Annotated in this window: 19 protein-coding genes and 1 pseudogene; 10 read left to right on the top strand and 10 right to left on the bottom strand. The window is 61.6% G+C overall.

Going from position 1 to position 25390, the window contains the following annotated elements; translation table 11 throughout:
• Window positions 1-74: 74 nt before the first annotated feature.
• Window positions 75-527, top strand: a complete 453-nt coding sequence (locus ACKLNI_RS04110; RefSeq protein ID WP_413717755.1) for a hypothetical protein — start codon at window positions 75-77, stop codon at window positions 525-527.
• 354 nt (window positions 528-881) lie between these two features.
• Here the strand turns inward: ACKLNI_RS04110 and ACKLNI_RS04105 are convergent, their stop codons facing one another.
• Window positions 882-3560 carry a DUF3131 domain-containing protein gene (locus ACKLNI_RS04105; protein WP_413717754.1) on the bottom strand — a complete coding sequence of 893 codons (2679 nt, stop codon included), beginning with the start codon at window positions 3558-3560 and terminating at the stop codon, window positions 882-884.
• A 186-nt stretch (window positions 3561-3746) separates the two neighbouring features.
• Between ACKLNI_RS04105 and ACKLNI_RS04100 the strand changes: the two genes are divergently transcribed.
• Window positions 3747-7244 (top strand): trifunctional glycoside hydrolase family 18/polysaccharide deacetylase/glycosyltransferase family 2 protein, encoded by a 3498-nt coding sequence (locus ACKLNI_RS04100; protein WP_413717753.1) that lies wholly within the window; start codon window positions 3747-3749, stop codon window positions 7242-7244.
• Between the two features lie 151 nt (window positions 7245-7395).
• Here the strand turns inward: ACKLNI_RS04100 and ACKLNI_RS04095 are convergent, their stop codons facing one another.
• The 7 genes from ACKLNI_RS04095 to ACKLNI_RS04065 all read right to left on the bottom strand — a co-directional run bounded on the left by ACKLNI_RS04095 (window position 7396) and on the right by ACKLNI_RS04065 (window position 15330).
• Entirely contained in the window at window positions 7396-8052 is a 657-nt protein-coding gene (locus ACKLNI_RS04095; protein ID WP_413717752.1) for a hypothetical protein, read from the bottom strand.
• Between the two features lie 1256 nt (window positions 8053-9308).
• Window positions 9309-10304 carry an ABC transporter ATP-binding protein gene (locus ACKLNI_RS04090; RefSeq protein ID WP_413717750.1) on the bottom strand — a complete coding sequence of 332 codons (996 nt, stop codon included), beginning with the start codon at window positions 10302-10304 and terminating at the stop codon, window positions 9309-9311.
• Window positions 10301-11332 (bottom strand): Gfo/Idh/MocA family protein, encoded by a 1032-nt coding sequence (locus ACKLNI_RS04085; protein ID WP_413717748.1) that lies wholly within the window; start codon window positions 11330-11332, stop codon window positions 10301-10303. Before ACKLNI_RS04085 ends, ACKLNI_RS04090 begins: the two co-directional genes overlap by 4 nt.
• On the bottom strand, window positions 11329-12168 hold the full coding sequence (locus ACKLNI_RS04080) for a carbohydrate ABC transporter permease (protein WP_413717747.1): 840 nt from the start codon (window positions 12166-12168) through the stop codon (window positions 11329-11331). Before ACKLNI_RS04080 ends, ACKLNI_RS04085 begins: the two co-directional genes overlap by 4 nt.
• Before the next feature lie 10 nt (window positions 12169-12178).
• The gene (locus ACKLNI_RS04075; protein ID WP_413717746.1) at window positions 12179-13093 is read right to left on the bottom strand and encodes a carbohydrate ABC transporter permease; all 915 of its coding nucleotides are present in this window, start codon (window positions 13091-13093) and stop codon (window positions 12179-12181) included.
• A gap of 69 nt (window positions 13094-13162) precedes the next feature.
• Complete coding sequence (locus ACKLNI_RS04070) at window positions 13163-14416, bottom strand: ABC transporter substrate-binding protein (RefSeq protein WP_413717745.1); 1254 nt, start codon at window positions 14414-14416, stop codon at window positions 13163-13165.
• A 26-nt stretch (window positions 14417-14442) separates the two neighbouring features.
• Window positions 14443-15330, bottom strand: coding sequence for an N-acetylmuramic acid 6-phosphate etherase (locus ACKLNI_RS04065; RefSeq protein WP_413717744.1), 888 nt, complete (start codon window positions 15328-15330; stop codon window positions 14443-14445).
• 158 nt (window positions 15331-15488) lie between these two features.
• Between ACKLNI_RS04065 and ACKLNI_RS04060 the strand changes: the two genes are divergently transcribed.
• From ACKLNI_RS04060 to ACKLNI_RS04030, 7 genes are all read left to right on the top strand, one after another.
• Window positions 15489-16367, top strand: coding sequence for a glucosamine kinase nucleotide-binding domain-containing protein (locus tag ACKLNI_RS04060; protein WP_413717743.1), 879 nt, complete (start codon window positions 15489-15491; stop codon window positions 16365-16367).
• Window positions 16364-17113, top strand: a complete 750-nt coding sequence (locus ACKLNI_RS04055; RefSeq protein WP_413717742.1) for a GntR family transcriptional regulator — start codon at window positions 16364-16366, stop codon at window positions 17111-17113. The genes ACKLNI_RS04060 and ACKLNI_RS04055 overlap by 4 nt, the downstream gene beginning before the upstream one ends.
• Window positions 17114-17132: 19 nt before the next feature.
• The gene (locus ACKLNI_RS04050; protein ID WP_413717741.1) at window positions 17133-18161 is read left to right on the top strand and encodes an SIS domain-containing protein; all 1029 of its coding nucleotides are present in this window, start codon (window positions 17133-17135) and stop codon (window positions 18159-18161) included.
• A complete protein-coding gene (nagA, locus tag ACKLNI_RS04045; protein WP_413717740.1) occupies window positions 18158-19297 on the top strand; it encodes an N-acetylglucosamine-6-phosphate deacetylase in 1140 nt (379 codons plus the stop codon). The genes ACKLNI_RS04050 and nagA overlap by 4 nt, the downstream gene beginning before the upstream one ends.
• A gap of 577 nt (window positions 19298-19874) precedes the next feature.
• A complete protein-coding gene (locus ACKLNI_RS04040; protein WP_413717739.1) occupies window positions 19875-20288 on the top strand; it encodes a DUF2924 domain-containing protein in 414 nt (137 codons plus the stop codon).
• Complete coding sequence (locus ACKLNI_RS04035; RefSeq protein WP_413717738.1) at window positions 20288-21940, top strand: recombinase family protein; 1653 nt, start codon at window positions 20288-20290, stop codon at window positions 21938-21940. The genes ACKLNI_RS04040 and ACKLNI_RS04035 overlap by 1 nt, the downstream gene beginning before the upstream one ends.
• Before the next feature lie 636 nt (window positions 21941-22576).
• Complete coding sequence (locus tag ACKLNI_RS04030; RefSeq protein ID WP_413717737.1) at window positions 22577-23404, top strand: ankyrin repeat domain-containing protein; 828 nt, start codon at window positions 22577-22579, stop codon at window positions 23402-23404.
• Window positions 23405-23599: 195 nt separating this feature from the next.
• On the opposite strand, the gene ACKLNI_RS04025 is transcribed toward ACKLNI_RS04030, so the two are convergent.
• Window positions 23600-24013 (bottom strand): FMN-binding negative transcriptional regulator, encoded by a 414-nt coding sequence (locus ACKLNI_RS04025; RefSeq protein WP_488199638.1) that lies wholly within the window; start codon window positions 24011-24013, stop codon window positions 23600-23602.
• Between the two features lie 415 nt (window positions 24014-24428).
• Between ACKLNI_RS04025 and ACKLNI_RS04020 the strand changes: the two genes are divergently transcribed.
• The gene (locus ACKLNI_RS04020; protein WP_413717736.1) at window positions 24429-24848 is read left to right on the top strand and encodes an ester cyclase; all 420 of its coding nucleotides are present in this window, start codon (window positions 24429-24431) and stop codon (window positions 24846-24848) included.
• 250 nt (window positions 24849-25098) lie between these two features.
• On the opposite strand, the pseudogene ACKLNI_RS04015 reads toward ACKLNI_RS04020, so the two are convergent.
• Window positions 25099-25390: pseudogene (locus ACKLNI_RS04015) on the bottom strand (mechanosensitive ion channel domain-containing protein); the annotation flags it as partial.

Below are 25390 nucleotides of genomic sequence, written 5' to 3'. Positions count from 1 at the left end.
TTTGACTTCGATCAACGAAAACATCGCGTTTTCGGAATACTTGACCTAACAAGGGAGTTTAGGGAGGGGACGTCATGACGGTCAAAATTGCGAGTCGGTGGCTGTCCAAAAAGCAACTCCGGTCGCCCGTGGATCTTCTGCAACGCTTCTTCGTGATCTTCGCGATCACCTTGGCGCTTCCTGTGGCCGCCAACACTCTTGAACAGCAACTCAAAGAGATCGACGAGGTTCTGCCGGGTAATTCGTACACCAAGTACTCTCCCGCGCTGGCTGTGCAGGCTTGGGAGATGGCGGCGACGGTGGCGTTCATTCAGAAACCCACTTCCTGCCAGAAGACCAAACTCATCAACACCAAGGTTACCGATGTAGACGAAAAAGTGGTCTTCACATCGAAAAGGCTCTTAAAGCAGGGCCGTTGGTCCGAGATTTGGACCTTTGATAAATGCGGAACAAGAATTCAGGTGAGGGCAGCTTTCCAGGCTGACGGGAAAGGGGCTGCTGACGGAGAATTCTCTCTTCTCAAATAGTGCTCAGGTGCCAATGCAATCGGAGTGGGCGTACAGTTCGGTGCTTAGCGCTACTGTCGGTGCCCTTCGATGGTCCACGACCGATGAGAGCTTTTGACGGGCGCAGGATCAAATAGACAAGGCTCTCTCTACCGGGGTGACGCAGAAGCTCTGGAGCAGAGATCTTGTGTACAGCATTGTACCTCGGCGCTACGGACCCGGTTCGCAGGTCAACGATCATGATCACGATACACCGAAGGCCCGAGCCGAGAATTCGCGACGGACAGTAAACGCGCTGTTCAGATCACGCCACATATGCTGGATTACGGCAAATCAGTCGCCGGAACGTCGAAGGGAGAAACCGCTCGCGTATCGTCAGGTCTTCGAATTCCAGTCAACGCAAGGTGTGCCGCGGTGCAGCCGATATGCAATGGCCTGAAGAATGACGCCGTTCGTATTGATATCGCTGTAGGCTTGGTCCGGTGTTCCCGTGACCGAGAAGACCCCCGGACTGAATCCCAGCGACTCGGTCTTTGCCTTTTCGCGGACTTGCTCGATCAGCAGGTCGCTGTATTCGCCAGGTCGGTATGCATTCCAAAGGAAAGCAGCCTTGCTGTTCAGCATGTCTATCGCCCGGAGGAACCCCTTGGTCCGAAAACGCGGCGATGAATCCAGAGTCTCGACGGTCCAACGCCCGCCATCCGGTCCGATCTGAAAGCCCTGGTACACGAACCAGGGCGCACGGTTGATGGGACCTTCGGATACGCAGACGAGTTTGCCAGTCGACAGGTATTCTTCGACCTGCGCGGTGAACAGCGCCTCCGAGGCGGCCCTTGCCAAGTCGGAGGCGCCCAGTTCGACGGCTTCCAGAAGGTGCGGCTCGGTCCCGACCGGGCCGAACTCGGCGACATCATGAAGGATGTGAACGCCGCGATCGAAGGACGATCCCGGTGGCGGCTCCGAATAGGGCGACCTGACCGGATAGCCCCAGAGACCGAAGCCCCTTGCGATGTATCCCGCGTAGTTCGAGCGGTACGCCGACACCAGCCGGCCTCCGCCGACGGTCAGGGGAACGCCGTCCCGTATGGTCTTTCCAAGGTCCCAACTCTTGAGAATGGCGGCGATCCCCAGGTCCGACTTGGTATAGGTCTTGAGCAGATGAAGCGCGGTCAGAAGGCGTGACGTGTCGCTTGCATTGTAATCGTCGCCACCGCGGGCCTTGCCATCCGTAGAGGCCAGTCCTTTCGGCAGCCGCAGCCCGTCAAAGACACCGGTTGCCAAACCGCCCAGTACCGCGCGGATCCGTTCGTCGAACTGGGCGTCGGTCAAAAGACCGATGCTGTGCGCGCTCAGGATGCCCAAGATCAACGACCCGGTGTCCCACATGGTGCTGAACTGATAGGCTTGAAGCGTGTCGCCCTCCATCCAAGCCGTCGCTGGCACGAGGCCGGTATTCGGGTCGGTCATTCGCTCGATGTATGACCATGCCCGCGCGGCGTCCTCCATCAGCATATCCCGTACCGCGACGCCGACGCCGTTCGCATCCGGCCGGGCCGGCCAGCGCCGGGCCGTTCGCAACAGACGCGCCGGCTCGCTCGTGACAGAGATAGCCGACATGAACTGTGGCACGTCCAGAAGGTCGAATTCATCGGACGCTCCAAGCGCGCGCAGCGCCTCGGCGAGGGCGCTTGCATCGTTGGCTTCCCCGAAGCCACCCGCGTCGATCACGAGGAGGGCATCGGCGCTGGCAGCCGTTGCGGCCTGGATACGCTGACGCAGCGTCTGCGCCGAAAGTCCGGGATAGGGCCCGCCCAGCACCAGGGACGCGTTTATCCGCAGGGCCCCGTGCGCATCGAACCCCGCAAAGCCTCCATCTCCTGTCGAAACATCGACCAGGACATCGAAGCCCGACTGGCGCCCGTCTGGATCGGAGTTGTTCTGCAAGTGCTCCGCGGCCGCGCAGGCGGTCATACCGCCTGTGAAGATCCCTGTTCCCTTCGAAACGCTGCCGAACGCCAGGCGTCTTGCCTCTTGCCAGCTGCTGCCGTCCGTCCCGGCGACAACTACGCACCCGGTTGCCGTCTCAGTGGCGGTGTCGGCGGTCTGCTGTCGTGTGCCAGCCGGGGAATTCCCGATTTCCGTAAATGGTATGCCGGCAGCGGTGAACCTTGCCTGCAGCGAGCCGGGCGTGGCGCCGGTGTTATCAGACCGAATGCAAACCACCAGATTGCGCGCGAACGCTTCACCGGACCTGACCCGCAACTCCGACGGCAAGATCAGATAGTTGCGGCTGGCGACCAGGTTTTTGCGGAAGGCATCACCGATGACCGAGCCGCGCGCGAAAAGGTCCCCGTCGCCCGTCGACGGATCGCCCGGAAACGCGGCCGCAAAGACAACCGGCCCGTCATGTACTGCCGCTTCGGCGAATACCGCCGAAAGATCATCGCCGGTGGGCGACGGCGGCAGGCGCCACCCACCGTTGATCTGCTGGGTTCCATCGCTGTTGCGCCAGATTTCCGGCGCCGTTCCGCTGTCCGGAAGCAGTATGGTATTCAGGATTCCCGCCGTCCGCAGTCCTTCGATGACAGGGACTTCGCCCTGCTGCAGCCCGGTGACGATTGTCTGCGGTACCGCCGCCGGAGTGTCCCGGCCGAGAGCCGCCGTCAGGAATTCCCCGAACTGGTTCCGCGCTTCGCTCGCTGCGCGCATTTGAAGGTAGGGATGCCGCGCGGCGAGGTTCGGCAGATCGAGCGCCAGGTCGACCAGACCCGGATAGTCGGCGACCAACCTTGCCAAGAGCCTCGTCAACTCAGCGCCCCCGTCCAAAGCAGAAGCGTCCTCGCCATCGACCTTGACCGCGATACCGACCGGGATGTTCTGCGAGATGATCGGATCGAGGTAAGAGAACAGCAACGATGGTGAGGTGCCTGGGGTCACGCCATCAATCAGCAGGATCCCCGGGAAGGTCGACGACGCCTCGGCGGGTCGCCAGCCCGGGGACATTGCAGCCGTTCCGCCGATCAAGAGGCGGAATAGAAAGGTCCGGCGATCCATGATCTTAGCCCCTACACAAAAAGACGCCCGCGCTCTGATAGCATTGCAGCTTTGCGCGGCGCAGCCAACGGTTCAAATCAACACACCTATCCGGCCTGCGACCCGGTGCCGGTATCCTCGCACACGCGAATATGCCATACTTGTTGAAAACGATATGCGAATGAGCCACGAGGCAGGTCGTCGAAGTTGAGCAACACGGATAAAGACGGGGAAGAGGACGCCGAAGCGCCCAACCCGATCTTCTTTGACCCCACATCCCGCCGGCTGGTGTTCTTCACCGTCTTGTCGGTGCTTTTCGTCGTGTTCACCGTGGTTTGGTTCGTGCTGTTCATTGTCCACCTTCACGGCACCGAACTGCCGCTGCGGCCCGCGGATGCCGAAGCGCCACAGGTCGAGCAAGGCCTGGCGGCCACGCCCAGCGACAGCACCGCCGGCCTGGACCGTTCGGCCGGCGATCGGAGCTTCGACCCGATGGCCGATGCGTCAGGTCTGGACGGGACGGCCAGGTATGCCGGCACCGCGCCACAGCCTCTCGGGCCCGACCTCGACGTGCATGCCTTTGTTCCACACTGGTCCTCGGCGGGCGTGGTCGAGCTGCGCGCCAACATTGACACCATCGACGTCCTCCTGCCGGAGTGGTTCAGGGTAGACGGTCTGACTGCCGAGATCACTGAGCTGCCCGCAGCCCAGCGTGACGATCTTCGCGATCTCTGGGGTCGGAACCGTGACCGCATCAAACTTCTTCCCGTGGCACGTGCCGACCTCGACGGCGGCGATCAGGGCGCCGAGTGGCTGACCTCGCGCGCCCGGCGGATGGACCTCGTGTCAGAGATATCATCGCTGATCCGGGACCAGGCATTCGACGGCCTCTGCCTCGACGTAGCCGGAGCGGGGGCGGAAAAAGTCGAGGCCGTCGCGGCTCTCGCTCTTGCGGCGAAGACCCGACTTGAAAGGGAGGGCAAGGAAAGCTGTCTCATCGCGAAGATGGACGATGCGCTTCTGAGTCATCCGAGGGCCGGAGAACTGGTCGACCGGCTGATCGTGCTCGCTTTCCGGGAACCCGGGCCATTCAGCCTTCCCGCTCCGCTTTCCGGGCAGGACTGGTACGAACAACGCCTGTCCGCGCTTTTGTCTGCGATCCCACCCGACAAGCTGGTGATCGCTTTTGGCAACTTCGGCATGGACTGGACCAGCGGGCAGGCCGACGCCGAATACCTGGGGTTTTTCGAAATCATGGACGCTGTGGCGCGTCACGGCGGCTCGATCAGCCTGGACCCGGACAGCCTGAACTCGATGGCGTCGTTTTCGGATGCCGAGGGACGAAGGCACCAAATCTGGTTCCTCGACACGCTCAGCGCACACAACCAATTGGCGCGAGTTCCGCTGGATCGGATCAGCGGGGTCGCGGTCTGGCCCGTGTCCGGAGGCGACCCGGGGATATGGGACCTGCTGTTCTCGGGACTGGCCATTCCCAGTGTCACTCCGAACCTTTTACAGGAGATCCGGCCTGCCTATCACGTCCGGTATACGGGCAAGGGCCCCTTGCTGACTGTTCGCAACAGGGAGGCTCCCGGCTGGCGGGACCTGACGGTGAATTCGGAAAGCGGCCTGATCACCGAAGCGGACTACCGGGACTTACCGCGCGCTTTTACCGTCGAGTTGAGCGGCAACCTGCCTGAAAACGCTGTCGTATTCACCTTCGATGACGGGCCAAGCCAGACCTATACACCGCAGATCCTGGACACCCTGCGCGACTACGGCGTGCCGGCGGTCTTCTTCGTTGTCGGCAACCGCGTCCAGAGCGCGCCCGACGTCGTGCGTCGGATCGTCGACGAGGGCCATGAATTGGGCGTGCACACCTACTCCCACCCCAATATCGCGAACATATCCGATTTCCGCCTCAGGTTGGAGCTTCACGCATCGCAGGAACTGATCAAAAGCGTCTCGGGACTGAACACCAACCTGTTTCGCGCGCCATACGGATTCGACGAAAACCCCCAGACCCCCGAAGAGGCGCGTGTTCTGACCCTGCTCTCCAACGAACGCTATGTCGTGGTCGGTATCGAAATCGACTCCTCGGACTGGATGCGCCCCGGCGCGGAGCAGATCGTGGAGACCGTTACCTCCATTGTCCAGGCCAACAGGGGCAACGTGATCCTTTTCCATGATGCCGGGGGGGACCGTACGCAGACGGTCATGGCCTTGCCCCGGATCATCGCCGCGCTGTGGGACATGGGTGTCGAGATCGTGCCCCTCACAAGCGTCATCGGACAGGGCGATGCCCCGGATCCGGCCGGCGTGCTGCCGGGCGCAAGTCCGGTCAGCGATTATTCTTTCTGGGCCATGCGTACGCTCATGTCCGCGATGACGGCGATTTTCTTCATCATGATTTCGGTGGGCATCCTGCGCTCGCTGGTGATCCTGATCCTGGCGCTGATCAAGGAGCGCCGGACCCACGCAGGGGGCGAAGGTGATCTGCCGGTTACCGTGCTGATCCCGGCCTATTGCGAGGAAACCGTCATCGTGAAATCGGTGAGGTCGGTTCTGCGGTCCAGCTACCCCATCGAAAAGGTGATCGTCATCGACGACGGCTCGGCCGACGAGACCGCCCGGGTCGTCAGCGAGGCATTCGGCTCGGACCCGAGGGTTCGTCTGGTCAGACAGAAGAACCGGGGCAAGGCCGAGGCGTTGAACCACGGGATTCGTTTGATCGACACGCCCGTCTTCGTCGCCATTGACGCCGACACCATCATTTCGCCCGATGCCATCGGTCTTCTGGCCAGACATTTCAACGACGACGGCGTCGGGGCGGTGGCCGGCAACGTCAAGGTCGGCAACCGCCGCAATCTGCTGACTCGGCTTCAGGCGATCGAATACATCACCGCGCAGAACCTGGACCGCAGGGCCTTCGAGGTGCTGAATGGAATCATGGTCGTTCCAGGCTCGATCGGAGCCTGGCGGACCGAGGCGGTGCGGTCATCGGGCGGCTACACCAATGAGACCATCGTCGAGGACGCCGACCTGACGGTTTCGATCATTCGCCACGGCCACAAGGTCGTCTACGAACCCAGAGCCCATGCTTTTACCGAAGCCCCGGAATCGATCCGGCAATGGATGCGGCAGCGGTTGCGCTGGCACTTCGGGATGTTGCAGATCGCGTGGAAGCACAAGGCCGCCTTTCGCGAGCGCCGCGCCGTCGGGTTGGTCTCGATTCCAGACCTGGTCCTGTTCGGCGCCGTGTTCTCGGTGTTCGCGCCTATCGCGGATATCGTGATGCTGGCAAACCTGTTCTCCTTGGCGGGACAATTGACCAGTGACACTCCGGCCTCATGGGAAACCACCTCTATCGTCGCCGCGGTCGCGTACCTCGCCTACCTGCTGTCGGACCTCGTTCTGGCCACCATTGCCTTCAGTCTCGAACCCGACGAGAACAAGCGGCTTTTGCCCTGGGTCCTGACCCAGAGGTTCTTCTATCGCCAGATCTACTGGATGGTCGCCCTGCGGTCAGTCGGCCGGGCCCTTACCGGGCAATTCACCGGTTGGCGCAAGATCACGCGGATGTCGTCGATAGACCCGTCGATGACCCTTGGGGCGTCGAGATATCACGAACGAACCGTTTCCACCGACAAGATGAACCTTCCGGAAAACCACAAAACGTCGATTGCTCCGCGTGACGGAGTGTGAGCGGACCATTCGCTGCCAAGCGCCTTTGGCGTCGCAGTCCCCTCTCCCCGGCGCAACTGAACGCCGTCATCGAACGTCCATGCTGGCCACGCAGGAACATGGTCCGGCCTCGACGCACATGACTAGGTCAGAGTGCGATGGTCCGTGCGACCTACCTGCTGCAAACCTGGAATTCCACAACACCAGATCCGGAACCGAAACGTTGCATGGCGTGTCTTTCGATGTCGACCAGAAAACCGTCACCTCCCAGGTTTCGGGAGCAACATCCCGCACAATCCGAGTCGGAACACAAATCGAGCACCTGAACGACGATTTCCCGTCCGCCCTGTCTCAGCCGCAGGTGCTTTCCTCCGAACTTGCGCCAGTGCTTTTGATGGACCGCCGCGATGTTCCGACGCGCGATCCAATCCTTCGACTTCTTGCCCTGCACGCCGTAGAACTGCCCGGCCCACTTGCAGCCGTTGTACTTGACGCACTCGGCGCTGCCCGGATCAGGATAGCTCTCGTAATTGGTCAATGCCGCGCTTTGCCACTCACCTTGGCAGCTCACATCAGCCACCGCAGCGGGTGCGAAGAACATCAGGCCAAGGAACAACACCCTCTTGAGCAGTTTCGGGATCGCCATACTCATCTCCTCGATCTGGGAGATCTGCATGCTCCCGTTGTTGCTTTTCGCCTTTGCCATTTCGACCTCCGACATCTCTCGAGACCGGTTCGCAGGATGCCCGCAGCGCATATGGTGGTCACGTGATCGACGATGCGGCAGTTCGAAAAGCTGTCGACCGCCAAGCACCAGGCGTGTTGCCATTGCCCGGTTTCATCCATGCGCCCTACTTGTCGCACCGCGGACCCTGCCGATGTCCAGCCAAGAACTTGGCGAGAATTTTATGAACGAAAGTGATCAATATTGTGTTCACATTGTGATTTCCATATGGAACTCCTGCCTCAGCGAATTCCCGCTCACATGCCGTTCAGCCCGCGGCTTCCGGCCATTGCTGACCCGCGAACGGTGACCGCAAAACGGCATGTTGGCCGCACCAATTCACAACTACGGTATGTGCCAGCTTGTAGAATTAGTGGGTGTGTCTCTCTAAGGTCCGCTTGCGAAAGCATCATGGCGTCAACATTCAGCCAGAATTGCCAATGGGCCTTCAATTGGACAGCCCTGAGCTTTTTGGCAGGATGCAGATGATCCCTTCGTCGTTGAATCTCGTTCGTTTCATTGTCCGTACACGCCTTGGGCCGGACTATAACCGGCGGGGGTGAAGAATCTCTTGGCAGGTGGTCCTTACCTTGAGATCTGGGCCGTCACATTCGCCGCGAGGCGTGGACTGGCATGACGATGCGGCGAGACAGCAAACGGCGGCCAAGTCCGCAACTCGGTCGTTGGCCCCATTTCGTCGGATGTCAGATCGTAATCGAAAGAGGTCATTGAAGGTCTCAAAGTGCGGCGTACCTTGGAGTCAAACTCGACGATGCGCTTAGCATCGCCGAGAAGATTGACATTTGAGAGTTTGGCGGACGGCAGAAGCCGTCCGCCTTTCCATCTTAAACGGGATGTCAGAACGTCCACACGCTAACGGCCGCTCGTCTGGATAGCAGACCTTGGTCCAATTGTGTTCGATGACCGAGCTGCGGACGAAGCTGCCGGATGCAGTTGCAGCGAACCATGATGGCCCGAAGCTTTCAGTTCGTTGGGCCGTTCGCGGGGATGCGGCACTATTTCACCAATGCGCTCTTTCGATGCGGCCACAAACTCCTAAAAGCCAAACCGGCTTTTCGCTGTGCCTATGTCGGATGTCTCACATGCTGATCAAGCCGACCTTCGCTGGATTTTTCAGACAGCGCCGAGTGGCAAAAATGAGGTCGGCAATTGTGTGCGGCCTCAAGAGATTTCAGTTGGGAACTCACATCCTAATTGGGTCTTCGACCTCGAGCTCGCCAGGGCTCGCGACCAGTATCCGAGCCGACCAAACATCACCAGTCACCCGCAGTCGCTTGCGTCCATTGGGCCATGTCGGCCAGTGCCAAGAGACCGGACGCATCGCGTTGCTAGCTCTGCTTTCAGAAAAGTCGTAAGCCTGCGTCATCGAAGTGGTAGGCGCTCTGCGGCTTGAAGCCGAAGCGCAGCTCCTGTCCCTCTTCGACCGTGTGCTGGCCAAACAGCCGCGCGGTGATCTGGTGGTCGTTCACATGCGCGATCACGTTGGTATCGCCGCCGAGTTTCTCGACATGGCTGACACGGGCCGAAAGCGGGCCGTCGCCGGATATGAAGAGATCCTCGGGTCGGACGCCCATGGTGCGGGGGTCGCCTTCGTGGATCAGTCCCGCCGGGAAGAAGTTCATCGAAGGCGAGCCGAGGAATCCGGCCACGAACTGGTTCGCGGGGTTGTTGTAGAGGTCCATCGGGCTGCCGATCTGCTCGACCCGTCCGTCGCGCAGGACGACGATCTTGTCGGCGAGCGTCATCGCCTCGGTCTGGTCGTGGGTAACGTAGATCATCGATGCCCCGAGCTGGCGGTGGAGGTTCGCAATCTCGATCCGGGTGTTCATGCGGAGCGCGGCATCGAGGTTGGAGAGCGGTTCGTCGAAGAGAAAGAGCTTGGGCTCGCGCACAATGGCGCGTCCGATGGCGACGCGCTGGCGTTGACCGCCGGAGAGCTCGGACGGGTGGCGCTCGAGGTAGGGGTCGAGGTTGAGCATCTTCGAGGCTTTCTGAACCCGCTCCTCGATCACCGCCTTGGGCTGGCCCTCTTGCTTGAGCGCGAGGGTCATGTTGCCGCGAACGTTCAAGTGGGGGTAGAGCGCATAGCTTTGGAACACCATGGCGATGCCGCGCTTCGAGGGCGGGGTCAGGTTGATCACGTCGCCGCCGATCCGGATCTCGCCAGAGGTCGCGTCCTCGAGCCCGGCGATCACGCGCAGGAGCGTGGACTTGCCGCAGCCGGAGGGGCCGACGAAGACGACGAATTCACCATCCTCGACTTCCAGGTTGATGTCCTTGAGAACATGCACGTCACCGAAGGACTTGTTCACGTTTTTCAGGGTCAGGGCGGTCATTGCTGGGTCTCCTTCAGTGAAACGGACTGGCTGGTGCGGATACTTTCGTCGGCCGCGAGACAGATCGCGAGCGAGCTGATCGCGTCGCTCATGTGGCGGCGAAGGTCGATGTCTTCGGCGATCGCGCGCAGCACGAAGGCCTGTTCGGCGTCGCAGAGCGCCTGATGGCCAGGTTCGTCCGGCATTTTGATCCTGCGGTCGCCCCGAGGTGTATGGACCAGGATGCCGCCAACTTTCGTATGTCCGTCGATGTCGGACGAGGCGCCCGTGTTGCCTTCGGTGATCGAGACCGAGCCGTTCGGGCTGACGATGTCCTTCACGAAGAAGGCGGTTTCCGACATCATCGGCCCCCATCCGGCCTCGTACCAGCCGACCGAGCCGTCGGCGAACATTACCTGGAACTGGCCATAATTGTACATGTCGGGCGCGATTTCGTCGGTCAGCCGCAGGCCCATGCCGTGCACCCGGACCGGTGCGGCATCGGTGATCTGGCACATGACGTCGACGTAATGGACACCGCAGTCGACGATGGGCGAGGTCGTCTGCATGAGCGCCTTGTGCGTCTCCCACTCGGCCCCCGAGGACTGCTGGTTCAGGTTCAGCCGAAAGACGAAGGGACCGCCGAGCGCGCGCGCCTCCTCGATCAGCCGTATCCACGAGGGGTGGTGACGCAGGATGTAGCCTACCACCAGCTTGCGGCCGGTGCGTTCGGCCGTCGCCACCACGCGGCGGGCGTCGGCAACGGTCGTGGCCAGCGGCTTCTCGACGAAGACATGGGCCCCGGCCTCCATCGCCGCGCAGGCGTAGTCCGCGTGGCTGTCCGAGTAAGTGGCGATCACGACCAGGTCGGGAACGGTGGCCATTCCCTCTTCGAAAGTGGCGAAGCGGGGGTAGCCGGCCAACGCCTCGGGAAGCTCCACCGGCGAGCGATTGACCAGCCCGACGATCTCGGCTTCAGGATGGGCATGGTGGGCGAGCGCGTGGCTGAGCCCCATGTTGCCCAGGCCTGCGATCAACACGCGGATCATTTGACCGCTCCCGAGGTAAGGCCGCGGATCAGCTGGCGCGAGAAGATCACGTAGAGGATCAGCACTGGCAGGATCGCCATGGAGAGCGCGGAGAGAACCGCGTTCCAGTCGGTCACGAACTGCCCGATGAAGACCTGGCTGCCGAGCGTGAGCGTCTTGGTCTGCTCCGCGGGCGCGAGGATCAGCGGGAACCAGAGGTCGTTCCAAATCGGGATCATGTTGAACACCGCGACCGTCGCCATCACGGGCCGCACCAGCGGCAACACGAGGCGGAAGAAGATCGTGTACTCGCTCAGCCCGTCGATCCGTCCCGCGTTCTTCAGGTCGTCCGAGACCTGGCGCATGAACTCGGACAGGATGAAGACCGCCAGCGGCAAGCCTTGCGCCGTGTAGACCAGGATCAGCGCCCAGAGCGTATTGACCAGCCCGGTCGCCACCATCATCTCGAGGATCGCGACGGTGCCGATCCGGATCGGGATCATGATCCCGAGCGCGAGGTAGAGCCCCATCAGCAGGTTACCCCGGAACCGGTATTCGCTGAGCGCATAGGCCGCCATGGCGCCGAAGAGCAGCACGAAGAACAGCGAGGCGACCGTGACGATCATCGAGTTCTGGAAGTAGAGGAAGAAATCCCCCTGCTTCATCACCGTCTCGTAGCCGATCGTCGAGAAGCTGGTGGCGTCGGGCAGCGCCAGCGGCTCGCGGAAGATCGACCGGCGATCCTTGAAGCTGTTGATCAGGATGATGAAGACCGGGAAGAGGGCGATCAGCGTGTAGAAGATCAGCGCCCCGTGCATCATCGCGGCATTGAGCGGGTTCGAGCGTGCCTTGTTCATCGGTCCGTCCTCAGAGCTGGTAGCGGCGCATCCGGGTCTGGATGCCGAAGAGATAGATGCAGACACCGATCAGGATGATCGCGAACATCGCCCCCGCGATGGCCGAGCCCATGTGCGGGTCGCCGAGCTGGAGTTGGAAGCCGAAGAACGTGCGATACATGAAAGTGCCCAGGATGTCGGTCGAGAAATCCGGCCCCGCCAGCGCGCCCTGGGCGGCATAGATCAGGTCGAAGGCGTTGAAGTTGCCGACGAAGGTGAGGATCGAGATGATCCCGATCGAGGGCAGGATGAGCGGAAGCTTGATCTTCCAGAAAGCGGCCATGCCGGTGATGCCGTCGACTTCGCCGGCTTCGAGGATTTCCTCGGGGATGGTCAGCAGCGCGGCGTAGATCAGCATCATCGGGATGCCGACGAACTGCCAGACCGAGACCAGCGCCAGCGTCGTGAGCGCGTACTCCTCCTTGCCCAGCCAGGGCGCGTAGAGCGCCTTCAAGCCGATGGCGTCCAGCATCGAGGGCGCGATGCCCCAGATCGGCGAGAGGATCAGTTTCCAGGCGAAGCCCACGATCACGAAGCTGAGGATCGTCGGGAGGAAGATCGCGGAGCGGTAGAGCGCCGCGAACCGCAGGCGCGGATGGCTGAGAAGGGCTGCCAGTGCCACACCGATCGGGTTCTGCACCAGCATGTGGATCAGGAAGAACCAGAAGTTGTTGCCGAGCGCGTTCCAGAACTGCTCGGCCCAGATCGGGTCGAAGAACAGCGTGCGGAAGTTGTCGAAGCCCACGAAGACGCGCTCCTGGTCGACCCGGCTGTAGAGCGCGAGGCGAAGCGTATTGAAGAGCGGGAAAATCATCACGGCGGTGTAGACGGTGACGGCTGGCGCAAGGAACACGAGAATGTGCCAGCGGACGCGGGCGAGGTTCATGGCTCTCTCCGGATCAGGGGACATGTCCCGGGCGCGATGCGCCCGGGACGAATGTGCAGCAGCGGGAGGTTACTGCTGCGGGGCGTACCAGCTTGCCAGGCCTTCCTGGAGCTTCTGGCCAAGTTCCTCTGGCGTGGATGTGCCCTTGATCGCCGCGACGGAAGCGCCCCAGGTCTCGTTTTCGAGGTTAGGCGTGCCGCGCGAAAGGACCTGGTAGGTCGAGCGGATGGTGCTTTCGCATTCCCCGCGCCAGCTAACGAACTCGGCGGCCAGCGGATCGGCGATCTCGACCGGGGCCGAGGACAGCGGGAAGAAGCCGGGCAGCGCGTTGGCGAAGATCTCGGCGAACTCGGGACTGGCGACCCAGGCCAGGAAGGTCTGTGCTGCCTCGGGGTTGGCGGTCTTGGCGTTCATGCCGATCCCGATGTCGGTGTGATCCGAGATATAGCAGGTGTCGCCCGCATTCTTGACCGGCGGCTTGAAGGCGCCCATTTCGAAATCTGCCAGCGCGTTGAAGCCCGAGACCTCCCACGACCCGGCGGGATAGATCGCGGCGCGGCCCAGCGTGAAGATGTTCTGGCTGTCGGGATAGGTCTGCGCCTCGTAGCCGTCGCCCAGGTACGCGCCCCAGCGCGCGAGCGTCGCGTATGGCGCGACCCACTGCGGGTCGGTCAGCTTCTGCGTGCCCGCGATTAGCGCCTGGCGGCCTTCCTCGCCGTTCCAGTAGTTCGGGCCGATGTTGTTGTAGCCCATGGTGGCCGCTTCCCACTGGTCGTTGGTGCCCATGGCCATCGGGATGTACGTGCCGTCTTCCTTGATCTTGTCGAGTGCGGCGAAGAACTCGTCCTCTGTCGTCGGAACGTCGAGGCCAAGCTCGGCGAAGGCATCCTTGTTGTAGATGAAGCCGTGGATGACGGCGGCCATAGGGACGCAGAAGGTGGCCGAGCCGTCGTCGGTCTGCCATGCGGACTTGGCGACGTCAGAGAAGTTCGTCATCGCGTCGAGGCCGCTCAGGTCGGTCAGGTGGCCCGCCTGGTAGAGCGCCAGCGAGGCGTCGAAGGGACGGCAGGTGATGAGGTCGCCCGCCGAACCGGCGTCGAGCTTGGAGTTCAGCACCGCGTTGTACTCGGCCGGGGCCGACGGCGTGAACTGGACCTTTATGCCGGGGTTTTGCGCCTCGAAGGCCGGAATGATCTTGTCCTGCCAGAGCGTCAGGTCGTCGTTGCGCCAGCTTTCGATCGTCAGCGTGACGTCCTGCGCCTGCGCGCCCGTCGCCACGAGCGCCGTTGTCACGAGCGCGAGTTTCAGAGTGTTGCGTGTCATGTTTGACCTCCCAGTTGAATCAAGTGTCAGGTGTTCCGCGCCAGGGCGGCGCGAAGGTTTCCTTCGGTTTCTCGAAGAATTTCGTTGGCCCGGCTTGCCGGCATGCCTTTCGCGGCGATCAGGACGGCCGGTTTCACCCTGCCTCCACAGGCCTCGAGCGCCGACGCGGCCGTGTCCGCGTCAACGCCGGCAACCTCGCACACGATGGCGACCGCCCGAGCGCGAAGCTTGATGTTGTCGGCGTGCAGGTTAACCATCATTCCATCGTGGACGTGACCGAGCCGGACCGCCATCAGCGTGGACAGCATGTTGAGCGCGATCTTCTGCGCCGTTCCCGCTCCCATCCGGGTGGAGCCGGAGAGGACTTCGGGCGGCGTGGCGATGCAGATGGGGTGGTCTGCGGCGTCCAGAAGCGCCGTCCCAGGATTGTTGGCGATCGCGACGACGGTCGCTCCGGAAGCGCTTGCGATCCGCGCGGCGGCGAGCGTGAAGGGCGTGGTTCCGCTGGCCGAGACCGCGATGACCGTGTCATGCGGGGACAGGCCGGTCAGCGCGGCGTCAAGGCTGGCAGTGTCGTCTTCGGTCCCGCCGGGCATTTCGACACCGGTCGGCAGCCCCCCGGCCATATGGATACGGATCTGTGCGGGCAGGATTGAGAAGGTACCGCCCAGCTCCTGAGCATCCGCGGCGGCCATCAGCCCCGACGACCCGGCGGCGGCATAGTGGAGCACGCCGCCGCTTCGGATCGTTGCCGCCATTGCCTCGGCGGCCCGCGCGATCGCCGGCGCGGCATCGCGGACCGAGGCCGCTGCCGCGATCTGGCTCTCCGCCAGGATCGCCGCGACATCGGCCGCCGGGCGTTCGTCGAGCCCCTTCGCCGATACGTGCAGCGCTTCTGTCCCTGATGTGGTCATGCGAATCCCCCCAATTATGATTAGTATAATACCTTTCTAATACCTATTGTCCAGATTTTTATTGAAGGTTCGAGATTCTCCCTAAATATGCGATAATTCGATTTATTGGTTTTATTTAGTACTTCCATTTCTCACAAAGGTACTATAAAGGTATTACTATGAACAAGCATCTCCATACACTTGTCCTTGCCATAGACGGCGGCGGAACGCGTTGCCGTATCGCGGCTTCCAGGGGCGATGACGTCATCGCCGTCGAGACCGGATCCGCCAACCTCTCGACCGATTTCGACCAGGCGGTCCACCAGATTGCGGAAGGACTGGAGGCACTTGCGGCAGGCACGGGGTGCACGGTCGAGGCGCTGTCGGCGGCGCCCGCATTCGTCGGACTTGCCGGTGTGACCGGACCGGAAATCGCCAACCGGCTCCGCGGCGCGTTGCCGTTCCGGCATGTGCGAATCGAGGATGATCGGGTCGCAGCCGTGCGCGGCGTCCTCGGTCGCCGCGACGGCGCGATCGGCCACTGCGGCACCGGTTCGTTCTACGCCGTGCAGATTGGCGACAATGTGCGTCTTGCGGGCGGCTGGGGGCCGGTTCTCGGGGACGAGGCCTCGGCCCAGTGGGTCGGTCGCCGCGCACTTTCCCTGACGCTCGAGGCCCTCGACGGGCGGCAGCGCCCGACTCCGCTAAGCGATCGGCTGGCCGAAAGGTTCGGCGGCACTGCTGGTATCGTTCGGTTCGCGGGGTCGGCGCAGCCGTCGGAATTGGGCGCGCTTGCGCCTCTCGTGACCGAGTCCGCGGGCCAGGGAGACGCCATCGGCATCGCGATCATGCGCATGGGGGGCGGAGAAATCGCCCGTGCGCTGCATGTGCTCGGTTGGCGGCCGGGACAGGCGGTTTGCCTCACCGGCGGCATCGGCCCGCATTACCTTTCCTATCTTCCGGATGACCTGCGCGCCGGTCTGGCCGAGCCTGAGGGCCAACCCCTCGAGGGCGCAATTGCGCTTGCGCAGGACCTTGCACAGGAGATCACCCCTTGAGCGCAGTCGAGTTTCTCCGACCCAACGGGTGGCTTTCCGAGAGCGGAGGCCCACGGTACGTGCAGCTGAAACGGCGGCTGGAAGAGGGCATCGGCTCCGGGGTCCTGCCGCCGAATTCCTCGCTCCCGCCGGAACGCGAGCTGGCCGGTATAACCAAGCTTTCCCGCGTCACCGTGCGCAAGGCGATCCACGAACTGGTCCGCGACGGGCTGGTCGAGCAGCGCCAGGGCTCGGGAACCTTCGTCCGCGATGCCGTCGCCCGAATGGAGCAATCACTTACGCAACTGACGTCTTTTACCGAGGACATGGCCCGGCGCGGCATGGAGACGAGGTCGAAGTGGCTGGAGCGCGGCGTATTCGCACCGACCGAGAAGGAGGCCCGCACGCTCGATCTTGCCGAGGGAGACGAGGTCGCACGCATCTACCGCCTGCGAGAGGCCGGCGGCCGCCCCATGGCGCTCGAGCGTGCGTCGCTGCCGCTGGATATCCTGCCGAACCCGCTGGAGATCAAGACGTCGCTCTACGAGGTGCTGGCCGCCCGTGGACTGCGCCCGGTCCGGGCCGTCCAGAGGATCTCGGCCGTCAACATCGAAGCCCGCGAGGCGGAACTTCTCGGCGTGGTCGAGGGGGCCGCGGGGCTGAGCATCGAGCGAATTTCCTACCTTGAAAGCGGACGCGTCGCGGAACTCACCCGCTCGCTCTACCGCGGTGACGCCTACGACTTCGTGGCCGACCTGCAGCTCTGACACAGAAAGGCTATCCGAGATGCCCACCAAGACCACACAGATGCGCGAGGAGGTCCTCGAGATCCCGGCCGCTGTCGAACGGCTTCTGTCGCAGGGCGAGCCGGCGATCGCCGTGGCCGCTGCGAGGGCGCGCGAATTCGATCCGCGTTTCCTGATTTCCGTCGCCCGGGGATCGTCGGACCATGCTTGCACCTTCCTCAAGTACGCCAGCGAGCTGATCCTCAGGCGCCCAATGGCGTCCGTCGGACCCTCGGTGAGCTCGATCTACGGGGTCGACCTGATTGCGCCCGACGCGCTATGCATCTCGATCTCCCAATCGGGGCAGAGCCCGGACATCGTGCGCATGACCGAAAGCCTTCGCGCGGGGGGGGCGCTGACGGTGGCGATCACCAACAACTACACCTCGCGGCTTGCGATTGCCGCGGACACCACGCTGCCGATCCACGCCGGACCCGAACTGAGCGTGGCCGCGACGAAGACCTTCGTGACCTCGCTGGTCGCGGGGCTTTGGCTCATCGCCGAGATCAAGCGCGACGACGCGCTCATCGCGGCCATCCGCGCCTTGCCCGAACACCTGCTGGCTGCCACGCGCTGCGACTGGTCCGCGGCTGCGGATGCCATCGATGGGACGTCGCTTTTCACGCTTGGACGCGGGCCGTCCTGGGCGATCTCGAACGAGGCTGCGCTAAAGTTCAAGGAAACCTGCATGATCCATGCAGAAAGCTACTCCTCCGCCGAAGTGCTTCACGGTCCCGTCTCGATCGTCGGGCAGAGCTTTCCGGTTATTGCCTTTGCCGCGGGAGATGCCGCGGAGGAAAGCGTGGCGCAGACGTCGGACGCGCTGGCCCGGAAGGGCGCGCGGGTTTTCACGCTGGCGAATGGCGCGACCGAGGCGATCGGGCTGCCGCAGATCCGGACCGGACACTGGCTGACCGATCCGGTCGCCGCCATCACGTCCTTCTACGCGATGGTCGAATCGGTTGCCGTGCGCCGCGGCATCAACCCGGACGTCCCGCGCCACCTCAACAAGGTGACCGAAACGTTATGACACAGGCTGCAATCACTTTCCGCAACGGACGGATCTTCGATGGCCACGGCCTTCGGGACGGCCATGCCGCCCGCTTCGAGAACGGGCGTCTCGCGGCGCTTGGCCCGGAGGCCGAGGTCGCCAGCGATGGCAAGGTGGTCGATCTGGCCGGGGACATCCTGAGCCCCGGCTACGTCGACCTTCAGGTGAACGGCGGCGACGGCATCATGTTCAACGACGATCCATCACCGCAGACGCTCGCCAGGATTGCCGGCGCGCATCGGCGTCTTGGGGTCAGGACACTGCTGCCCACTCTGATAACCGACACCGCCGAGAAATCGCGCGCCGCGATCGAGGCCGCCATCGGCGCCGTGCGCAGCGGAGTGCAGGGGATCGCAGGGCTGCACCTCGAAGGGCCGCACCTGTCGATTGCGCGCAAGGGCGCGCATGATCCGGCGCTGATCCGCCCGATGGAGCGGAGCGATCTGGACATGCTGCTGGACGCGGCGCGGAGGCTGCCTGTTCTCAAGGTGACGGTCGCCCCCGAAAACGTCACGGAAGACCAGGTCGCGGCACTGGCACGGGCCGGAGTGCTGGTCTCGCTGGGACACACCGATGCCAATTTCGACACCTGTAGCCGCTATTTCGCCGCGGGCGCGCGCTGCGTCACGCATCTGTTCAACGCGATGAGCCAGCTTGGCAACCGTGAGCCGGGGCTGGTGGGTGCGGCGCTTGCGCATGGCTCGGCCCACGCGGGCCTGATAGCTGATACCATCCACGTGCATCCCGAAGCGATGCGAACCGCTTGGGCCGCCAAGACCGGTCCGGGCCGGATATTCCTTGTCAGCGATGCCATGGCCATTGCCGGGACCGATCGCACGTCCTTCGAATTGGGCGGGCGCCGGATATTCCGCGAGGCCGGGAGACTGACGCTCGAGAACGGAACGCTGGCCGGCGCCGACCTCGATCTGACCACGGCAATTCGGGTCATGGTCGAAGAGGTTGGCGTTCCGACGGCCGCTGCGCTCGAGGCGGCCAGCACCATTCCGACGGGGCTGATCGGCGCCTCCGTGAGTGGGCTTAATAAAGGACGTCCATATTTGTCGGGGCTAATCCGGATCTCAAAGGATCTACGAGCTGTGTCCGCAATAGTTTGAGTGCTATGCAATTGCCATGACTTGTGGTGGCGTGCGTTCCGATCGTATCCGTTACTTTGGGAGCTTCTTTGCAGGGAAGTGCGGACGGGCGGCCCTTGATCCGCGTTGCATCGTCATGGCTAGCGAAGTTTGCGAGGGCGGTCGCAGAACATCTCTATTCAAATTTGCGCGCTGTCTTGACCGGCAACTTCCCGTCTTTGACGATAATCATTGAGAGATGCGCAGCATTCTCAGAAGGGCTCTGAATATCCTTGAGCCCCAGTTCGGCCATCCGTCGTCTTGATCGATTGAATTATCGCATCTGCGAAACTTCGCACCGGAGCGCTTACGCTTTGGGCTCTGAGCCGTCATCTGACCGATTTACTCAGATGTCCTTTACTCCGCGCTAAGCAGACATCCGACCCCACGGGCCTTCCCGGGCGGACGCATTTCGTCACCGATCCGACTGGACTTCCGGCCCCGTCCGAGCGTCCCTGACCTGCCCCGTTCTCACGCCCCGGCCTGTCCGGGGTTGCGCCAGTAGCGGCCGCGCGCGTCGCGTCGCCGCCTTCGGCATAGGAGAAGGGAGAGTGCCGACATGACGGACACCAAAACGGATCAACAAGACCTGCAGAGTCTACGCGAGGCCTGGAGGGCGGCTTTTGGAACCGCGCCGGACAAATACCTGTCCCGCAGGTTGATGGCGAAGGCCCTGGCCTGGCATCAGCAATGCGAGGGTGCAGGCGGCTTTCCAGCCCCATTGAAGCGGCGCCTGCGGAGTATTGATCTCGGAGGTGGGCGAGTCAGTAGCTCTTCGCCAACGCTCTCGCCCGGCAGTATGCTCGCCCGCGAGTGGAACGGCCGGGTCTACCATGTCGAGGTCACGCCCGACGGCTTCCGCTTTGATGGCCGTGACTTCGCCTCCCTCACCGCCATCGCCCGGCGGATCACCGGGACGAACTGGTCGGGGCCGCGGTTCTTCGGATTGAAGACAGAGCGCAGGGCCAGCTGATGCAAAAGATCCGCTGCGCCATCTACACGCGAAAGAGTTCCGAGGACGGTCTGGAGCAGGAGTTCAACTCGCTCCATGCGCAGCGCGAGGCTTGCGCAGCCTATGTCCTCAGCCAGAAGGCAGAGGGTTGGGTGCTTCTTGACGAGCCCTACGATGATGGTGGGCTCTCGGGCGGCACTCTCGACCGCCCTGCCCTGCAGAGGTTGCTGACCGAGGTCGACGAAGGTCGGGTCGACCGGATCGTTGTCTATAAGATCGACAGGCTCACCCGGTCTCTCGCGGACTTCGCCAGGATCGTCGACCGGCTCGACACCGCCGGTGCGTCTTTTGTCTCGGTCACCCAGTCCTTCAATACCGCCACCAGCATGGGGCGTTTGACGCTCAACATGCTCCTGAGCTTCGCCCAGTTCGAACGTGAGGTCACCGCCGAACGGATCAGGGACAAGATTGCCGCCTCGAAGAAGAAGGGGCTCTGGATGGGCGGCAATGTGCCCATGGGCTACGAGCCTGATGGTCGAACCCTGAAAGTACGCGAGGATGAAGCCGAGACAATCCGAACACTGTACGCTCGCTACCAGGACCTTGGTACCGTCAGGGCCGTCCGAGACGAAGCGGAACGGCTTCGGCTCAGGACACGACAACGGGTCGCACCAAATGGTCGGCGCAGCGGCGGCGGCCTCTTCGACCGGGGCCATATCCATCACATCCTGACCAACCCGGTCTATGCCGGACGGATCAGACACCGGACGCGGGTCTACGACGGACAGCATCCGCCGATCATCGATCCCGAAACATGGGACGCTGTTCAACGCCAGCTCAAGGACAAAGCAGCACGGAGGCGCAGTGGACGGGGTGGGATTGATCGGCGTCATGCAGTGACCTCGCCACTGGCCGGAAAGACCTTCGATGAGACCGGGGACCGGCTTACGCCCAGCCATACGAAGACGTCTTCGGGCAAGAGGCTCAGATACTACGTCTCGAAGCGGCCGATCCGGACGTCTGGAGAAAAACCGTCAAACGGTTGGAGCTTGCCCGCCGCTCAGCTCGAAGAGCTCGTCGCCGAAAAGGTCAGGGACCGCCTCAGCGACCCCAGGTGGAGGGCAGAACTGAGACGTGAGCAAGACAGCGTAGCAATGACGCATGCCCCGCGCGAGGATGGAGTAATCGCTTCGGACCAACGGGCCCTGCTCGATCTGGTTCAGCGGATTGAGCTCGCACAGGGTCAGGTAACGCTCTCTGTGGATGCCGACGCGATCAGTGATTGGGCTGGCGTCGATCGCGCTCACATCGATCCCGAAGCCCTCATTCTTCAAATACCGTTCCGCCAGCGACGGCGCGGGGTGGAAACGAAGCTCATCATCGACAATCCCTCCTCCCGACACGACGACAAGCTGATCCGGAATGTCGCATTGGCACACGCCTGGTTTACACAACTCCGCGCAGGTGCCAGCTTCGGCGAGGTCGCCGATCGGGCCGGGACGTCGAAGCGGCGCGTCATGCAACTCGTCGACCTCGCGTTCCTCGCACCCGACCTCACTGCTGAGATCCTCGACGGTCGGCAGCCCGCGGCCCTCACCTCGGACCTGCTGATCAAGCAAGGCATCCCGTCCAACTGGGATGCCCAGCGCCAGGTCTTCGACTCGCTGCGCTGACCCAGACCAGCGCGACATTCAAACCTGCTACCGGAACAAAGCGGAACAGAGACTGGGGCCATTCTGCCGCCGGAAATCGGCTCCCGGAGACGCACAGAAAACACTGCCGCGCCCCTAAGCCCCCGGAATGTCGGGAGAAGTTGTGTGGTACCCAGAAATGTCTCGGAGCGGATGCCTGCCTGGCTGTGCACGTAGTCCTGAGCCATCCAGTCTCGGCCAGAAATTCCCTGTTAACAGGGAAAATACAGGGAAATTTTGCGAATTTGGGCCGGACTCGACGGATTTGGGGAACATTGGCGCCTATTAGAGGAGCGATTACAAAGAGTTACAGGCGTTTCCCTGTTATCAATTTAACAGGGAATTAATTCGCCTTATCAGGGAAAGAAATCGGAAGAACAGGGAAGGGAAGCGGGCGAACAGGGAAGTGCGTGTACGGCGGAAATCACATTGGTGCTGAGCTCTTAATCGCTTGGCGGAAGGGCTGCTAGTGCAGTGAGAGCAGTCATTTAAACACAACGCAGCGAACGGCCGATCAGAGCCCGAAACGGACGTTTGGTTCGTTTCTGAGATTTTCTTGAGCATAAGAATTTGCGTTGATCTGCTTGAATGCGTTACCATTTTCGAGAGGTCTCTAGGATGGTTCAACAAACCGCTTTCGCCTTTATGTTTGCGACGCTGGCTTTCCTTGTGCAGCCAACGTCGGCCGAAATCATCCACGTCCATGCTAAACGCGGAAACCTAGAAGGAGTTTTGGCTGAACTGGACAAAGGCGTGCCCTTGGAAATCCGCAGCACCAACATGACCAGCGATCCAGGCGTAACGCCTCTGTTTGTCGCCGCGAAATTCGGAAAGATCGAAGTTGTCGAAGAGCTTTTGGCCCGTGGCGCTGATCCAACAATATTCTTTACCGTGCCCGACGGCCTCTACCAAACAGGCACCGCACTGCATCACGCTTCTCGCTTTGGCTATCTCGATGTCGTCGAGGCGTTGTTAGACGCTGGCGCAGATCCAAAGAGCTATGATCGATATATTGCAACGCCTTTGCATCAGGCTCTGCGTGGTGGTCACGAGCAAGTTGCCGAGCGTCTCATAGCAGCTGGCGCGCCTGTACAGGTATTGGCCCCTTCGATCGCCTCAAGTCTTTCGGAAGCGGACGTTGAGCGCGGCCAAGTCATCGCCACTGGTTGCGAAATCTGTCATGGCAAGCCGTCAAGCGTCCGGCAGGCAGGAGACAACGGTCCGAATCTGTGGGGCATATTCGGAAAAGCTGCTGCATCCGATCCGACTTTCGAATATTCGAGCTATCTGCGTGAGGCTGAATTGATCTGGGACGCCGAGACCCTCAACCATTACCTCTACAGCCCCTATCAATTCCTGCCTGGCACGTCGAAGATCATGATGGGTTTGGAGAGTGACGCCGATCGCGCAGCTGTCATTGCGTTTCTGGCCACTCTCGCCGACTGAGGTTTGGCGAGGCACTTTATGTTCGGTCTCTCCGCTTCTCGGACATCCAGCTCGATGTGACGGACGTCCGCTACCACCGAAAGCAGACTTTTCGGCAGAAAACCGCGCCGCGACGACCGTCGATGACCGGTTTTAGGCGCAGAGCAGTCATCTGACGAAAAGCCTCGGATGTCTCCTGCAGCCCGAGGTGGACGTTCAACGATTACCGTTTAGGCGGGATTTCATCCTTTCTGCCATATCAGCATGGCCGGAAGCTTTGAGGCCATCGACAGCGCCAAGGTAATCGCGAAGCTCTCTGTTCTGGCTCAACTTTGCCTTTGCAACGACTTTGGCTGTCGTCAACCGGAACGCGACAATACCGTCCAGCATCTTTTCCATGTAGTCAGTAGGTGCGTCCGCCATTCGCCATGCGTTGCGGCCATTCAGTCGCCGTTCGTGATGGCGGGTCAATAGTCCAACAGCCGCACGTTTCGAATGGCTGTCATGCTGAAAAGTGATCTCGCCATAGACGTGAACAACCTCATAATTCCAAGTCGGCACATGACGATGATGTTCCTTCTTGGTCGGGTAGAAATTTGGGGAAACATAGGCGTCATCGCGCCGAAAGATCGCAAGTACCTCTTGCCCTTAGGGAACCAAATTATGCATTTCGTTTGCCAGGGCGATGTGGCCTATCAGGTGGCCTTGCGACGACCTCAGAAGCGGCAAGTGGTTGGCAATGAGGCCACGACTGGTTTGAGCAACGATACATGCAAGTGGCGCATCATCAAGGATCGCGGATATTGCATCTTCACTCACCTCTTCAAAGTGCGGAGGAACGTACATGGGCGGCTCATCGCTTTATTTGCTTCCAGAGGCAGGGCTATGTCTTTCTGAATGCCGAAGCAACGGCAGTTTAGTCCCGCCTTGCAGACTTTGGGCGAGTTTCGCTCTGTGCTGCTCCGAGCCCGATTGAGACTTTCCATTGGACTGACGAAAACTGATAGTTGCTCACAGACAACACAGATTCAAAAGGGTACTGGCAATGCATCCCACTGAAAAAATCGTCCGACAATTCCACGAATCCTGGGACTTGCGCGATCCCGAACGCGGCGTTGCTGTAATTGCGGATGACTGCCAGTTCGAGGACGTTGCCAGAGGCGAGAGCCAGATCGGACCTGAGGGATACAGAATGGATTACGAGCGCTGGCGACGAGCGTTTCCCGATGGCGAGGTAAAGGTCACAAATGTAGTCGTAGATGGGGACCGCGCAGTGGTCGAGTTTGTCAATCGCGGCACCCATACCGGACCGCTTGAATCCTCGCTCGGGACGTTTGAGCCGAGTGGTAGGCGGCAAGAGACACGTTATTGCAGTGTGATGCGGGTCAAGGATGGAAAAGTGGTCGAAGGTAGAGACTACTACGATGCAGCGACGATCGCTCGTCAGCTAGGGCTAGTGCCATAACTCCGCTTTCAAGATGTTCATGGCCTATATCGTTTGGAGGAGGGCACGTCCTAGTGCGGCCCAGCAGCGCCAAGCGGACATCCGACAGAAATGATCAGATGTCTCTTCCGAGCCCGAACCGGACCTGTTGGATTTTCGCTAAGTGCGCACGCCGAGAATATATCGCGGCAACGCCGCGACAACAGTTGCTATTCTGCTGCGAGAAAGGCCGCCATTCGGACAAGCTGTATAGCAATACATTTCCCAGGTCTTAGCTTTCGGCCCCTATATTGGCCCCTTTGGACACATCTTCAATCATGAACTTCTGGGTGCTGCCATCCTTGGCTTCACCGAGCCAGATAGTTTGCTGTGGGAACGGGATCTCGATTTTGCGTTCGTCGAAGACCGTCTTGAGGTACCCATTGTAGGCACGCCCGATGGCCCATTGCTTGCCGGGCACGGTCTTGATGCGCGCACGCAGCATGACGGCGCTGTCTCCGAAGGCGGTGATGCCCAACCACTCCAGCGGGGCGATGACGGACACGGCCGTTTCCGGGTCCTCC

The organism is Silicimonas lutimaris (assembly GCF_047314965.1).
Classification (GTDB): Bacteria; Pseudomonadota; Alphaproteobacteria; order Rhodobacterales; family Rhodobacteraceae; genus JAVJUV01.
Note: the sequence above shows the minus strand (reverse complement) of the source record. Positions and strands in the feature narration are given on the sequence as shown.

Bases quoted from the DNA above. Each gene is read 5' to 3' on its own strand.
- ACKLNI_RS04070 (WP_413717745.1), bottom strand. From the start codon at position 14,416: ATGACACGCAACACTCTGAAACTCGCGCTCGTGACAACGGCGCTCGTG.
- ACKLNI_RS04050 (WP_413717741.1), top strand. From the start codon at position 17,133: ATGCCCACCAAGACCACACAGATGCGCGAGGAGGTCCTCGAGATCCCG.
- ACKLNI_RS04110 (WP_413717755.1), top strand. From the start codon at position 75: ATGACGGTCAAAATTGCGAGTCGGTGGCTGTCCAAAAAGCAACTCCGG.
- ACKLNI_RS04080 (WP_413717747.1), bottom strand. From the start codon at position 12,168: ATGAACAAGGCACGCTCGAACCCGCTCAATGCCGCGATGATGCACGGG.
- ACKLNI_RS04040 (WP_413717739.1), top strand. From the start codon at position 19,875: ATGACGGACACCAAAACGGATCAACAAGACCTGCAGAGTCTACGCGAG.
- ACKLNI_RS04060 (WP_413717743.1), top strand. From the start codon at position 15,489: ATGAACAAGCATCTCCATACACTTGTCCTTGCCATAGACGGCGGCGGA.
- ACKLNI_RS04035 (WP_413717738.1), top strand. From the start codon at position 20,288: ATGCAAAAGATCCGCTGCGCCATCTACACGCGAAAGAGTTCCGAGGAC.
- ACKLNI_RS04105 (WP_413717754.1), bottom strand. From the start codon at position 3,560: ATGGATCGCCGGACCTTTCTATTCCGCCTCTTGATCGGCGGAACGGCT.
- ACKLNI_RS04020 (WP_413717736.1), top strand. From the start codon at position 24,429: ATGCATCCCACTGAAAAAATCGTCCGACAATTCCACGAATCCTGGGAC.
- ACKLNI_RS04075 (WP_413717746.1), bottom strand. From the start codon at position 13,093: ATGAACCTCGCCCGCGTCCGCTGGCACATTCTCGTGTTCCTTGCGCCA.
- ACKLNI_RS04030 (WP_413717737.1), top strand. From the start codon at position 22,577: ATGGTTCAACAAACCGCTTTCGCCTTTATGTTTGCGACGCTGGCTTTC.
- ACKLNI_RS04085 (WP_413717748.1), bottom strand. From the start codon at position 11,332: ATGATCCGCGTGTTGATCGCAGGCCTGGGCAACATGGGGCTCAGCCAC.
- ACKLNI_RS04065 (WP_413717744.1), bottom strand. From the start codon at position 15,330: ATGACCACATCAGGGACAGAAGCGCTGCACGTATCGGCGAAGGGGCTC.
- ACKLNI_RS04095 (WP_413717752.1), bottom strand. From the start codon at position 8,052: ATGGCAACACGCCTGGTGCTTGGCGGTCGACAGCTTTTCGAACTGCCG.
- nagA (WP_413717740.1), top strand. From the start codon at position 18,158: ATGACACAGGCTGCAATCACTTTCCGCAACGGACGGATCTTCGATGGC.
- ACKLNI_RS04090 (WP_413717750.1), bottom strand. From the start codon at position 10,304: ATGACCGCCCTGACCCTGAAAAACGTGAACAAGTCCTTCGGTGACGTG.